The 12708-nt window shown below is 57.3% G+C and carries 13 protein-coding genes and 1 pseudogene; 10 read left to right on the top strand and 4 right to left on the bottom strand.

Annotation, left to right across the window (positions count from 1 at the left end):
• The first annotated feature begins 24 nt into the window (after positions 1–24).
• The gene (gene dapF / locus K5R88_RS09470) at positions 25–840 is read left to right on the top strand and encodes a diaminopimelate epimerase (RefSeq protein WP_226299847.1); all 816 of its coding nucleotides are present in this window, start codon (positions 25–27) and stop codon (positions 838–840) included.
• Between the two features lie 67 nt (positions 841–907).
• Here the strand turns inward: dapF and K5R88_RS09465 are convergent, their stop codons facing one another.
• Positions 908–1144 carry a hypothetical protein gene (locus K5R88_RS09465; protein ID WP_226299846.1) on the bottom strand — a complete coding sequence of 79 codons (237 nt, stop codon included), beginning with the start codon at positions 1142–1144 and terminating at the stop codon, positions 908–910.
• A 35-nt stretch (positions 1145–1179) separates the two neighbouring features.
• Here K5R88_RS09465 and K5R88_RS09460 point away from each other — a divergent pair.
• The 5 genes and pseudogenes from K5R88_RS09460 to K5R88_RS09440 form a co-directional block, all read left to right on the top strand.
• A pseudogene (locus tag K5R88_RS09460) lies at positions 1180–1332 on the top strand (malate:quinone oxidoreductase); the annotation flags it as partial.
• Positions 1333–1775: 443 nt separating this feature from the next.
• Positions 1776–3467, top strand: a complete 1692-nt coding sequence (locus K5R88_RS09455) for an Hsp70 family protein (RefSeq protein ID WP_226299844.1) — start codon at positions 1776–1778, stop codon at positions 3465–3467.
• Positions 3468–3473: 6 nt separating this feature from the next.
• Positions 3474–4841 carry a J domain-containing protein gene (locus tag K5R88_RS09450; protein ID WP_226299843.1) on the top strand — a complete coding sequence of 456 codons (1368 nt, stop codon included), beginning with the start codon at positions 3474–3476 and terminating at the stop codon, positions 4839–4841.
• A 567-nt stretch (positions 4842–5408) separates the two neighbouring features.
• Entirely contained in the window at positions 5409–5933 is a 525-nt protein-coding gene (locus K5R88_RS09445; RefSeq protein ID WP_226299842.1) for a DUF2846 domain-containing protein, read from the top strand.
• A gap of 134 nt (positions 5934–6067) precedes the next feature.
• The gene (locus K5R88_RS09440) at positions 6068–6646 is read left to right on the top strand and encodes a hypothetical protein (RefSeq protein WP_225602546.1); all 579 of its coding nucleotides are present in this window, start codon (positions 6068–6070) and stop codon (positions 6644–6646) included.
• Positions 6647–6818: 172 nt separating this feature from the next.
• Here K5R88_RS09440 and K5R88_RS09435 read toward each other — a convergent pair whose 3' ends face one another.
• Positions 6819–7289 (bottom strand): hypothetical protein, encoded by a 471-nt coding sequence (locus K5R88_RS09435; protein WP_226299841.1) that lies wholly within the window; start codon positions 7287–7289, stop codon positions 6819–6821.
• 260 nt (positions 7290–7549) lie between these two features.
• Here K5R88_RS09435 and K5R88_RS09430 point away from each other — a divergent pair, with 260 nt between their 5' ends.
• From K5R88_RS09430 to msrA, 3 genes are all read left to right on the top strand, one after another.
• Positions 7550–7840 carry a DUF6124 family protein gene (locus K5R88_RS09430; RefSeq protein WP_008024162.1) on the top strand — a complete coding sequence of 97 codons (291 nt, stop codon included), beginning with the start codon at positions 7550–7552 and terminating at the stop codon, positions 7838–7840.
• A gap of 194 nt (positions 7841–8034) precedes the next feature.
• Positions 8035–8400: a hypothetical protein gene (locus K5R88_RS09425; RefSeq protein ID WP_223437902.1), complete on the top strand. Its 366-nt coding sequence runs from the start codon at positions 8035–8037 to the stop codon at positions 8398–8400.
• Positions 8401–8514: 114 nt separating this feature from the next.
• A complete protein-coding gene (gene msrA, locus K5R88_RS09420; protein WP_226299840.1) occupies positions 8515–9021 on the top strand; it encodes a peptide-methionine (S)-S-oxide reductase MsrA in 507 nt (168 codons plus the stop codon).
• A gap of 56 nt (positions 9022–9077) precedes the next feature.
• Here msrA and K5R88_RS09415 read toward each other — a convergent pair whose 3' ends face one another.
• Together K5R88_RS09415 and K5R88_RS09410 are read right to left on the bottom strand one after the other, a co-directional pair.
• Positions 9078–10517, bottom strand: coding sequence for a DHA2 family efflux MFS transporter permease subunit (locus tag K5R88_RS09415; RefSeq protein WP_226299839.1), 1440 nt, complete (start codon positions 10515–10517; stop codon positions 9078–9080).
• Positions 10518–10593: 76 nt separating this feature from the next.
• Complete coding sequence (locus K5R88_RS09410; RefSeq protein WP_226299838.1) at positions 10594–11442, bottom strand: type 1 glutamine amidotransferase domain-containing protein; 849 nt, start codon at positions 11440–11442, stop codon at positions 10594–10596.
• A gap of 121 nt (positions 11443–11563) precedes the next feature.
• Between K5R88_RS09410 and K5R88_RS09405 the strand changes: the two genes are divergently transcribed.
• A complete protein-coding gene (locus tag K5R88_RS09405; RefSeq protein ID WP_226299837.1) occupies positions 11564–12490 on the top strand; it encodes a LysR family transcriptional regulator in 927 nt (308 codons plus the stop codon).
• Positions 12491–12708: the final 218 nt, after the last annotated feature.

The raw sequence follows: 12708 nt of genomic DNA, 5'->3' as shown, positions 1-12708 counted from the left end.
GCCATTCACCACAGGGATCTGTCTATGCCGCTGAGTTTCCATAAGATGCACGCCAATGGCGACGACTTCGTGGTCGTGGACGCGCGAAACTCGGCCAATCCAGTGACAAGCGCCCTGGCTCGGCGAATGGGGGATCGCCACCGCGGCGTCGGTTTCAATCAACTCGCCGTGGTGCTCGATTGCGAGGACGCCGATGCGCGATTGATGTTCTGGAATGCCGATGGCTCCACGCTGGATGTGTGTGGCAGCGCAACGCGGGGGGCTGCGGACAGGCTGATGCGCGAATCGAATTCGACGTCGATAACGCTCCGCACCAACCGGGGGCTGCTCACTTGCCAACGAACCTCTAACGGCAACATTTCCGTCAGCATGGGGCCGCCGCTGTTCGGCTGGTCGGATGTTCCTCTGGCTCATGAAATGGATACGTTGGTTCTGCCCCTTGATGGCGGCCCGGCGGCGTGCAGCATGGGCAATCCACATTGCACCTATTTTGTGGATGACCTGACGGCGATTGATATTGCGGCCATCGGACCGACCCTTGAAACCCACCCGCTGTTTCCGCTCAGGACGAATGTGCACTTCGTTCAGGTCATTGACCGCAAGCATATTCGGTTGCGCATTTGGGAGCGTTGGGGCGGGATTCCGCTGGGTTCAGGTTCGTGCTCTTGTGGCGCTGCGGTTAACGGGATTCGTCGGGGGTTGTTGGACGATACCGTTGAGGTTGAATGTGATGGCGGGAGTGTCACGGTTCAATGGGATGGTGTGGGGCCGGTGTTTCTTATTGGACCGGTGGAGGCTGTTTTTTCGGGGGCAATTGCAGATAGCTTGTTGAAAGATTGATTACTGCTTTGTCGTGAAAGACGGAGGAGCCCCCATTGGGCTTCGAAGCAGAGCTGAGTGGGCCCATTCACTCATCTTCATACATGAGCTCCAAGGCCTTGATCCACTCGTCTGTAGCTTCAAATTTTGCGTAATACGCCTGTCTTTCTGTGTCACTCAATTGAGTGAAGAAGGGGAGGAAGTAGTTGTCGTTGTAGTAACCCTGGGTGCCTTGAATATGGCCTCCCCACCAGGAAGAGTTGTAGCCTTCGAACGAGACCCAGGGAGGCGGTACGGAGAATTTTTCACGAACGATGAGATCCAAAAAACCAGCGCTATTGGTGACAAGTCGTACAGTTGACGGCTGCACCGATCATGCTGACCGTGCTGCAGAAAGTGTTCAAGGACAAGATCGCTTCGCCAGCCTGGCAGGAAAAACTGCACCAGGTTGTGCCGAGCTACGGCACCCAGTTGAATAGCCATCCTGAGAAGGTTGCAGAAGAGTGGGCTTATGACTCAGCCACTAGCGATCACTTAGGTAACAGCCCCGGCTGATGCGCCGAAGGCTAATGCTGCTAGCGATATGGCTGTGTAAGTAGAAGCGTAATCGGAAAGCCCACTTGATCGGTGACGGTCGAGTGGGCTTTTTGGTTTTTGCGGTTTAGTGTTTGCGGGGGGAGCTGGAACGCAGAGCGGTCGCTCGGGCAGGGCAGCAATCGGCCAAAAGTAGCCAGTCATTACCGGCAGAGAACGGCCATAAGCCGATGTTCAGAGCACAGAAATAGACCCCTCCCCATTTCCGACGATCCCCATTTACCCCAGGTCGGGTTAAAGCTACCGCCATCACTGCCGATAATCCAATCCATGGATTTGCGTACCGCCGGTACGACTGTGATGACTGACCTTGCGACCAAAGTGCTCTACTTTCCGGACGCGTCATTTAAGGAAAAGTGATTGTGATCATTGGTATCGACCTGGGCACCACCAACAGCCTCGTGGCTGCCTGGGACGGCGAACATGCCCGGATACTCCCCAATGCCCTGGGTAACCTTCTCACGCCTAGCGTCGTTGGCCTCGACGACCATGGCCAACTGGTCGTCGGGGATATCGCCCGCGAGCGGTTGCACACCCACCCGTACCTCACCGCGTCTCTGTTCAAGCGCTACATGGGCAGCGCCCGGGAAACGCTACTTGGCGCACGCGCCTACCGCGCGGAAGAACTTTCGGCGATGCTGCTGCGCAGTCTCAAGACCGACGCCGAGCGCGCGTTGGGCGAGCCTGTTCACGAAGCGGTGATCAGCGTACCCGCGTACTTCAGCGATGCTCAACGCAAGGCGACGCGCATTGCTGGCGAACTGGCGGGGCTGAAAATTGAAAAACTGGTCAACGAACCCACCGCCGCCGCCTTGGCCTACGGCCTTCAACAGCGAAACGAAGCGACCTTTCTGGTGTTCGACCTCGGCGGTGGGACCTTTGACGTATCCATTCTGGAGCTGTTCGAAGGCGTCATGGAAGTCCGCGCCAGTGCGGGAGACAACTTCCTCGGCGGTGAAGACTTCGATGACCTGCTGGTGGAGCATTTCATCGCTAAAATCGGCGCCGCTGACCTGCCAGACACCAGCCTTCCTGCCATTGCACAGCGGTTACGGCGTGAAGCGCAACGGGTTCGCCATGCCTTGGGCCAGGTGCAGACCGCACGCTTTACCCTTCGCGAGCAAACGCGTGAGTGGAGTATTGAACTGACCCAGGGCGAGCTTGCTGACATCGTTCGCCCATTGCTGGACCGCTTGCGTGCTCCGATCGAACGTGCAATGCGTGATGCCCGGATCAAGGTCGCGGACCTGAACGAAATATTGCTGGTGGGCGGCACGACACGCATGCCGCTGGTGCGCAAGCTGGTGGCGTCCCTGTTCGGGCGAATCCCGGCGATGCAGCTCAACCCGGACGAAGTGGTCGCGCAGGGTGCGGCCATTCAGGCGGCACTTCAGGCTCGCCATGCCTCCCTTGAAGAAGTGGTGCTTACCGATGTCTGTCCCTACACGTTGGGCATCGAGACGTCGGTACAGCAAGGTGGAGGTTTCCAAAGCGGTCATTACTTGCCGATCATCGAGCGCAACACTGTGGTGCCGGTCAGTCGGTCCCGTACCGTGTCCACCCTCAGTGACAACCAGAAAGTGGTCAATCTGGGTATCTATCAGGGCGAAAGCCGGCTGGTGAGCAACAATATTTTCCTGGGTGAGCTGGAAATCCCGGTTCCGCCGCGCAAGGCCGGTGAAGTCACCCTGGATGTGCGCTTCACCTACGACAACAACGGCTTGCTCGAAGCTCAAGTGCATTTGCCGATCAACGGCGACACCCGCCGGCTAGTGATCGAGAACAACCCAGGTGTACTGCCTCCCGAGGAAATTGCCCGGCGACTGGCCGCCCTCGAATCGTTGAAGGTGCACCCCCGGGATCAGCAGATCAATACCCTGCTGTTGGCCCGGCTGGACCGTTTGTACCAGGAAAGCCTCGGTGATGGCCGGGAGCATATTGCCGGGCTGGCGAACTATTTCCAGCAGATGCTCGATACCCAGGACGAACACCAGATACGTGCAGCCCGCAGTGAAATCACTCAGCGTCTTGCTCATTTCGAACGGGAGGGTTAAGCCACCATGAGCCACTGGAAATTGCTCGACCTTACCCCGGACGCGGACGAACGCAGCATCAAGCGCGCCTATGCGCGGTTGTTGAAAAATCACCGCCCGGACGAAAATCCCGATGAGTTTCAGCGCCTGCGCGAAGCCTATGAAACCTCGCTGGCCGAAGCTCGCTGGCGTGCGCAGGTTGATGAGGAGGTCGTTGATGCGCCGTCAGCCGTCAGCGCACCAACCCCGGAATACTCCTCACTGGTCAGCCCCTTGGAGCGCGTTGACTCCCAGATCGCCGTCAGCCCTCCAGAACCGTCCCTGGAGCAAATGAAGCAATGGTTGGCCGAAGGTAAAGACCGTCAGGTAATGGACGCGTTGCGCCACTGGCTTGCCAGCGACTGGCTGATGCCTTTCGAGCATCGCGAGCAATTCGAGCAGAGCGTATTGGATTGGCTCGAATCGACTGCGCAATGGTCGCCTGCCTTTTTCGATGGCGTCTGCCAAGCCATGGGGTGGGACGAAGCCCAGGGTAATTTACCGTGCGAGTACTGGCGCTGGGACCGCCTGACCCGGCGATGCGACATGCACGTCATGGAAGAATCCGTACGCAGCGACCTAGCCAGATTCGACGCCGATAAAATTCATGGGCAGGCCGCCGCCTTGCTGTTCAAACCCATGAGTGACGGCCGCCGTCGTGGATTGGCCGACTACTTCTCCAGCCTCGACTGGCAACGTTTTGCGCAGATTGCGCAATCCATCGAATACCAGTACCCCGAGTTGCCTCAACGTCTCGGGCTAAAACCACTGGACAACTGGCGGGATTGGTTGCCGCCCGGAAGCTTTCGAGGGGTGTACCTTTTCCTGTGGCTCGCGTTGTCCGTTGTAGTTATGCCTTCGATACTTGCCGGAACTGCAAAAAGGGAAGGACTGGCCAGTCTGCTGGTCATGCCGCTGTTCCTTCCGATAGTGATTTGGTTGGGCATGAAGGCCTATAGGATATGGTCCCTCGTGGCAGTGTCTGCGGGGTCGCTGGATGTGCTGCTCAGCCGTGGGTTACTCCCGCGCCGTTGGTATCGGCAAGGCGCCGGGCTCCTGATACTCCGCCACATACTCCCCAGTGCCATGCCCGCCGCCCTGTCAAGCTTATGGTCCGGTCATGTGCCATGGATGCAGTGGGGCAGCCCGGTGGTGGTGTTTCTGGGCACGCTTTATTTCACGAATATGGCGCTGTGCGGCGGGAAGGTCTCGATGTGGACTCGAGCGCTACAAGCGATCAGACACAAGGTTGGGCAGTTACTTTTGCGAGTACTGCAGCGCGAAGTCTTCGTGGTTTTGATCATCATGCTGGTGATGGGTGTTTCGACCTATTCGCGCATGAAGCCTGGTCTTTAGGAGATGAACCCAACTCTCGACACGGCAGCCAACGGACACCTGACATTCAGTTTCAATGAGTTGTCAGACTCTGGTTGGCTATCGCTAGCTGAAAACCTGGTCAAACTCCAAGGGTTCAAACGATTGGGTTCACACGTCCTGGGCGTTGATGAACAAATTCACCAAAGTTTCCAGAGTGCCGAGTTCTGCCTCGCAGCCGGCTGGGACAATTGATCTGGGCATTACTTGCTTTCAGACTCAGTGGCGGGCGATGTATTTCTGCAAAAGCTATTCGACCAACTGCGCGTTTTACAGGCGACTCAAGTCATTCATCCCACAAATTGGGAGTGCGTTTCTGAGCATTTGCAATTGACTGGAATGGGTAGATTGCAGTCCTTCGCGACAGGCTGCAATCGGCCAATAGCTGCCTCTTGAGAGTAGGGAAAACGCCTAGCGCATATGGGAGCGATGGCATACTTCGCCGGCGCAACGCGTCCGCCCAAGAACTGGACCGCCTCCCATCCAAAACGCGGCTCGCTTCCGTTTGCCCCTTCGCATACTGCCGAAAAACCAGATAGGAAACCCGCTATGCCACGCACCTTTTTTTTCGCTGCGCTTATCGCTGCTACCTCGCTGCTTCAGGGCTGCGCCAGCGCCCCGTCCTTAGAAGGGCAACCGTTCTACCAGGCACCGGCCGAGGTCAGCGCAAACAGCGCAACGGTCTATTTCCTGCGGCAACCGAATACAGTCGGGGCTGGGGTGGCTGAAAATATTGAAGTGGATGGTCTGCACGTTGGGATGCTCCCTTCCGGTGGTTTCTTCACGGTCACGCTGCTGCCTGGCACGCATGCAGTACAAGCCAAACGGCAAAACTTTCTAGCTGGCGATCTGGGTGATGGCAGCTTCACAATTACTGTCGAGAAGGGCAAAACCTACTTCATCGCCAATCAAACCAGCACGGTTCCCTATCGAGACAACTGGGCTGTCACTGAGGTTAAGGATGGTTCATTCCGGCTCGAGAAGTTCTATTTCCGCTGGGCCAATGTTCCCCAAAACGATGCGGAGAAAATGCTCAAAACCACTCGGCGTGTGCCTAGTGAAAAGTTGCAGTAAAGGACAGCTACTGGCCAATTTCTGCCTGTGCTAACAGGCAGCAACCGGCCAAAAGCAGACGAACGCTGCCTTGGTCGCTATCCTGCTGAGGTGTTTGTCGACGAAGCTAAATTATTCGAAAAGGATCCCGCGCCATGGAAAGCAATGTCGCGTTTCAGACTTCAGCCACTATGGGATCAATCGCTAGCGCCTTCCCGCCCCCTCTGAAATTGCAGACAGATGGCGTGGGCTTGGTTATGGGCAATACCAGCTTTGCTACCCATCAGGGCATAGAGGTCAAAGTAGGTGAAGATCACTTGGTCATTCCTTACCGAATTCACCACGAAGGCAACGAACTGTCTGGTAAGGCACTGAATGGAACGCAAAGCATAATGTACTCGTGCCTTTTAACCAGGCACCACGATGGCCATGTGCGCCAGCGTCAACTTGAACGTGTCCTCCCGGTCTCCGAACCTTGGGTTGTTCCATTTGTTTTTCAGCTGACTGGCGAGTATGTAATCGAGATTCTCGACGCTTGTGAGGCCCAGTTCCGAATGCTTGACCCTATGCTTTACGGCACCTTCATTCGGGACAATCCGAAGTATTTTCAGGCCACACGAGACCGCATGATTAGCTACTGGGATTGCTATTATCGGTGGCTGTACCAGCGTAGGTCTGATTATGTCGGGTTCCGACTTTTTGACCGGTTTCAAGAATTTGCTTCGCGTTTGTGAACACCTGATTGGCGTATTAACAGGCAGCTTTGGGTCGATTGCAGCCTTTCACAATTGGCATAATCTGCCTGCCACTGACGAGATGTGGCGCCGGCATAGGGGGGTAGCAACTACTCCTTCCCAGCCTTGATTCTGGAGTTTGGAAGGTGGCTTGGCTGGACGCACCAGGGGGTCATGCCCCCACATCATTGATCAGTTGGCGCCAGACATCCTTTGCCTTCTGCTCAGAAGTAAAGACTTGTATTTTTGGATGCCAGAACTCCCCCTCATATACGATGCATTCCAGAGTGGAGTCCTGGAACGTAAAGACATAGTGAATGGCATCCTTTAGAAACCGCTGTTTATCATGTCGCGGATGAATAGCGTTTCTCTGCTCAAGCTCTGCCAGCCAAGGCGAATTATCTATACGGTGAATTTGATAATGCTTGAGACCAAGTCCAATAAGCGGATGGCCGCCCAATGCCTCGTCGTTTGGTGAGCCGAACTTAATTTTTTTAACAAGCGGAAAATGGATTACAGCTATTTCTTCCCCTGCGGTGCAATACCGCAAACATAGCTGCGTGTCCGTGGCGAACACGATGGGTTCGGGCGATGTACTTGGTTGTGGCCAGGAGTCGAGCAGCACTACGGTCGCGAATGGCATGAGGAAGCCTTGTGAAGAAATAGGGACTAAAACAGAGTGGGAAAAGGGGACAGATTTATTTATTCGCGCTCACAAGAAAACTTGCTTCGGCCGAAATCAACCCCTACAGATTCGGCGCCTAACTCCATCGAAATTTCCTACAACCTATTAGGCTTGCACCTAGGAAGCAACCTTACTAACCTCCCTCTGCCGCTGCCAATACAGCGACCGGGTGTGGTAGCCCGTCTTTCTCATAGGAGCCCAGTTCATTGGAGTTCCAAATGCTCGACGAAAACGTTAACCCATCCGAAACTTCTGAATCCCCACCCCGCAAACCCGCCGAGGCCGAGCGCCGCCCAAACCCGATCTTCGCCGTCGTCCCCACCGCAAGCACTGAAACCTTGTTGGTTCACGCCTGCGAAACACTCGCTTCTGCAAGCGTTATGGCCAGTGAGCTGGCGTTCATACTCGAAGGCCCCAAATGCAATTTGGCACTGGGCATTCAGCAGATGATTGCGTTAGCGGAATTGACGGTGAATCGGGTGCTGGATCAGGTTGACCCGCAGGAGTAGGCGAGGGCGTTGATATAACGTGATGCGCCAACAGAAGCTCTGCCCCATTTAGTCGGGGCAGGGCTTTTTTTGTTTTTGGATTGAAGCCACAGCATCAGAGATCGCCAACCCTGCGTCTTCATCACTCGGAAAAGAATGAGTTAGGATCATCAAAGCCTAGAAACGGAACCTCTCAACCAAAGGACGCGACACTCATGGAAACCCCCTTTTCTCAAATCAGCGAGCGTTTGAACAATCGCCGGTTTACCGTCGCGAATAACGCTCAAGGGCTGTCCGGTGCCGGCACCGTGTTTCACTACCACGTCGAGGGGAATGCCATTTCGAGCACTTACCAGGGCGGACGGATACGCATCGGTCATCAAGTCGGGCGTGTGACAGGTCCCGATACCATTGAGCTGCTTTTTCAGTGTTTGACGGCGGATGGCGAGATGCTTGCCGGCTGGTCTCGTGGCACGGTGGGCGTTGATCACGCAGGGCGTACCACTCTGGCCTTTGTTTGGGGTTGGTTGTCGGGCGCGACGGGTGGTGGGGAGTCGAGCTACGTCGAGCTTACGGCGTAGCGGTTAAGGTTTATGATCATTGCGTCGACACCCGTGCGGCAGTCGCTCCGACTCGTTCAACAGTCCGATCCGTAATCAATAACGCGCCACTTTCATTGAGGAGAATGACCGTTCATGACGACGCAAACCGAAACCGCCATCCTGGCCGGTGGTTGCTTCTGGGGTATGCAGGATTTGCTGCGACGTTACCCCGGCGTGCTGTCCACACGGGTGGGTTACTCGGGAGGCGATGTGCCGAACGCGACTTATCGCAACCACGGCAATCACGCGGAAGCCATCGAGATCGTGTTCGATCCGCAACAAATCAGCTATCGCCAGATTCTCGAGTTCTTTTTCCAGATTCATGATCCGACCACCCAAAATCGCCAAGGCAACGATGTCGGCGCGAGCTACCGATCTGCGTTGTTCTACCTCAGCGATGAGCAGAAAGAGGTTGCCGAAGACACCGTGGCCGATGTCGAAGCTTCCGGCCTTTGGCCCGGCAAGGTGGTCACTGAAATCACCCCGTCCGGGCCGTTTTGGGAAGCGGAACCGGAACACCAGGATTACCTCGAACGGCTTCCCGACGGTTATACCTGCCACTTCATCCGACCCAACTGGAAATTGCCCAAACGCGGGTAATCAAGTACAGGGGCGGCTCGAATGAGCCGTCTCTGTTCAGCCGCTTTGAGGCAGGTTCAAACCCGCTTCAACACACTATCCCCCGCATCCTTGGGCAACCTGATCACATCAACCAACGCCAACAACCCCAACACCGCCACACCCACAAACGCCACTCGAAAGTCAGTAACCTGCGCCTGCAACTCATGGCCTTGCACCGACATCGACACTCGCAACAACAACGCAGCAACCGTCACCCCCAACCCCATGGCCAGTTGAAAGAACATGCTGAATAACGCCGACGCTTCGCTCATGCGTGCCTTGGGTACGTCGGCAAAACCGATGGAGTTGTAGCAAGTGAATTGCATGGATCGCGACAAGCCGCCGATAAATAGCACGGCGGCAATCACGGCAAAGGGTGTCTGTGGGGTGAAGAAGGCACAGGCGACAATCGAGATGACGCCGATGACACCGTTGATCAGCAGGACTTGGCGAAAGCCATAACGCTGCATGATCGCCGTGGTGAACGGCTTCATCGCCAGGTTGCCGGCGAACACTGCGAGCACCAGCAGGCCGGCGTCGACGGGCGATAAGCCGAAGCCAACCTGGAACAACAGCGGCAGCAAAAACGGCAAGGCGCTGATGGCCAGGCGAAAGAGTGATCCGCCGAAGAGGCTGACCCGGAAGGTGTTGATGGACACGGTGCCGAGCGGCAAAAGCGGGTGGGTGTGATGTCGGCAGTGGTGCACGGCCCACACGGCGAGGATCATGCCGGCGATCACTAGCGCGAGTCCTGCGTACATGGCGTTGCCGTGCTGGCTGCCCAGCCATTCCAGACCGCCCAGCAGCGAGGCGCAGGCGCCGGCCAACAGGGCGAAGCCTTTGCCGTCGAACGGGCGGACGTGTTCTTCGCGTCCTTCGGGCACCAGCCACAGTGCGGCAAATAGCGCCAACGCACCGAGCGGCAGGTTGACGTAAAAGATCCACGGCCATGATGCGTGGGTGACGATCAGGCCGCCCACGATTGGCCCGAGAATGGGCGCTACCAGGCCGGGCCAGGTAATCACCGCGATCATTTTTACCAGGTCTTTTTTGTCGGTGTTGCGCAGCACGGCCAGACGTCCTACCGGCACCATCAGTGCGCCGCCGATGCCCTGGAGCACGCGGGCGAACACGAACATTTCGATGTTCTGGCTGAGCCCGCACAGGAGCGAGGCGAGGGTGAAGACGATGATTGCGCCGGCAAACACTTTTCGCGCACCAAAGCGGTCGGCGATCCAGCTGGACAGCGGGATGAAGATCGCCACGGCAAGAATGTAGGCAGTGATGCCGATGTTCATGTCGACCGGCGTAATGCCGAACGCGCTGGCCATGGTGGGCAACGCGGTGGCGATGACCGTCGCGTCGAGGTTTTCCATGAAAAAGGTCACCGCCACCACCAGCGCGATCAGCCGGGTTTGCAGGCGCAGGCCAGACTCGGCTGTGACACTTGAATCTGGCGTGGCGGGTGACTTCACCGATGTGATCCTTTTTCGAGGCCATTCAAACAAAAAACAACGCCACGAGTTTTACCATTCCGGGACCACTCAGTCTCTAGCTCCGAGGCTTGAGACGCTCGACGATTGCCTTGCCCACGTCCAGCGCGGAACCCGGGTTTTGGCCGGTCACCAGTTCGCGGTCGATGACGACGTTGGAGGCCCACGGCGAGGTGTTGCTGCGATAGACGCCGCCCGCGTGTTCCAGCGCTGTTTGCGGATAGAACTTCATCGCGCCGCCATTCAACAAGCCCTTGGCCAATTCCTCTTCCTGATTGCTGATGACGGTGAATTTGTAGCCGGCGTAGGTCCAGCCTTTGGTGGAGGCTTTGCCAGCGGTTTCGAGTTGTCGGGTGAATGCGACGGGATCGGCCAGGGTCGACAGCAGGGCAATCGGGCCGTGGCAGACGAGGGCGGTGGTCTTGCCGTTGTCATGGAAGTTGTTCAGCAGTTTTCCCAGCGCGGCGCTGTGCAGCAGGTCTTGCATTGGCGCGTGGCCGCCGGGGACGTAGACGGCATCGAAATGCTCGTAGCCGATCTGTTCGACCCGCGCCAGGCTGATGACTGGCGACTCGCCTTTTGAAGTGACTTTTAGCTGATCCAGCAACGCCTTGTGCGCCTGTAAGGCCGCCACGTCATTGTTGAAATACATCTTGTCGTTGGACGATTGGTCCAGTGTCGGCGCCTTGCCGGTCGGCGTGGCGAAGGTGACCGAGTGCCCGGCATCGAGCAGCAGTTTCACCGGTTGCATCAGTTCGTTCAGGTAGAAACCGGTGGCGAATACCTTCTGGTCCTTGAGGTCGAGGTGGTCGGAATCGGACAGCACGATCAGGACATTGCTGGCCTGTGCGTTGAAGGCAGCCGCGGAAATGGTCATGGCGAGGGCGAGTCGGGCAATAGGGCGCATGGGAGCTTCCGAACAGTGAGGTGATCGATCGGCGGTCGCCGGATCGTTGATTCACTATATTCATGCCTGTATGGGCGATAAACTCGCTGCGAAGGAAATCACTTGTTCTTTGGAGGTAAGAGTGACCCGTCGATTCGATTATCTCGCGGACGTTGAAGTGTTCGTTACCGTGGTGGAAAAGGGCTCGTTGAGCGCCGGGGCGGTGTTTCTGGCGACCACGCCGTCGGTGGTCAGCCGGGCGATTTCGCGCCTGGAAGCGCGCCTCGGCGTCCAGCTGTTGCGGCGCACGACCCGGCGTCTGAGCCTGACCGAGGCGGGCCTGCTTTACCTTGAACAATCCCGCGCGGCGTTCGGGTTGATCGATGATGCCGAACGAACGATCCAGGGGCAGGAAGGCGAGTTGACCGGGCGTGTGCGGCTGAGTGTGCCGACGACCTACGGGCATTACCGGTTGCCGCCATTGCTGTGCCGATTTACCCGGCAGTACCCGCAAGTGCGCATCGAGTTGAGCATCAGCAATCGCAATGTGGATTTGGTGGCGGAAGGGTATGACCTGGCGATTCGTCTCGGGCAATTGCCGGACAGCGGCCTGATCGGACGCAAGCTGGAGGACGCGGGTTTGTGCCTGGTCGCCGCGCCGGACTACCTGAAACGTGCCGGCACACCGCGCAGTGTCGACGAGCTGGCGGCGCATGCCTGCCTGCCGTTTGTGATGCCCAGCAGCGGCCGCGTCGGGCCCTGGCTGTTTCGCGAAGAGGGGGTTGATCGGGAGTGGATACCTGAGGCGAATGTGCAGGTGTCCGACGACGTGCTGGGCATTGTGTCCCTGGCCGAGCATGGCATGGGAATCTGCCAGAGCTACGATTTCATCGTTCGCGAGCGCATTCAAAGTGGACGCCTGGTGCCGCTGCTTGAACAGTCGGGCGGACGCTCCCGACCGTTCTCGGTGATCTATCCGCCCCATCGCCAATTGTCAGCGACCGCGCGGGCCTTGATCGACTTTCTGACCCGGGAAGTGGCCGAGCCAGCCGGCGAGCCGTCCCGGTAGGTTTCAGCGTACTTGATGCACCGCAGCGCCCGGATCGCCAGCAAGCCGGCTCCTACAGGTTTTGCGTAAACCCTCAATCCCGAACACACCCACAATTTGTAGGAGCCGGCTTGCCGGCGATGGCGATCTCACGGACGCCATCGCCAGCAAGCCGGGCTCCTACAGGTTTTGCGTAAACCCTCAATCTCAAACACCCCCACAATTTGTAGGAGCCGGCT

Origin of the sequence: Pseudomonas sp. MM213 (assembly GCF_020423045.1) — a bacterium.
Lineage (GTDB): Bacteria > Pseudomonadota > Gammaproteobacteria > Pseudomonadales > Pseudomonadaceae > Aquipseudomonas > Aquipseudomonas migulae.
Note: the sequence above shows the minus strand (reverse complement) of the source record. Positions and strands in the feature narration are given on the sequence as shown.

What these genes read in the sequence shown, in the direction of transcription:
- dapF (WP_226299847.1), top strand. Translation starts at nt 25, where the DNA reads ATGCCGCTGAGTTTCCATAAGATGCACGCCAATGGCGACGACTTCGTG.
- K5R88_RS09450 (WP_226299843.1), top strand. Translation starts at nt 3,474, where the DNA reads ATGAGCCACTGGAAATTGCTCGACCTTACCCCGGACGCGGACGAACGC.
- K5R88_RS09445 (WP_226299842.1), top strand. Translation starts at nt 5,409, where the DNA reads ATGCCACGCACCTTTTTTTTCGCTGCGCTTATCGCTGCTACCTCGCTG.
- K5R88_RS09440 (WP_225602546.1), top strand. Translation starts at nt 6,068, where the DNA reads ATGGAAAGCAATGTCGCGTTTCAGACTTCAGCCACTATGGGATCAATC.
- K5R88_RS09435 (WP_226299841.1), bottom strand. Translation starts at nt 7,289, where the DNA reads ATGCCATTCGCGACCGTAGTGCTGCTCGACTCCTGGCCACAACCAAGT.
- K5R88_RS09430 (WP_008024162.1), top strand. Translation starts at nt 7,550, where the DNA reads ATGCTCGACGAAAACGTTAACCCATCCGAAACTTCTGAATCCCCACCC.
- K5R88_RS09425 (WP_223437902.1), top strand. Translation starts at nt 8,035, where the DNA reads ATGGAAACCCCCTTTTCTCAAATCAGCGAGCGTTTGAACAATCGCCGG.
- msrA (WP_226299840.1), top strand. Translation starts at nt 8,515, where the DNA reads ATGACGACGCAAACCGAAACCGCCATCCTGGCCGGTGGTTGCTTCTGG.
- K5R88_RS09410 (WP_226299838.1), bottom strand. Translation starts at nt 11,442, where the DNA reads ATGCGCCCTATTGCCCGACTCGCCCTCGCCATGACCATTTCCGCGGCT.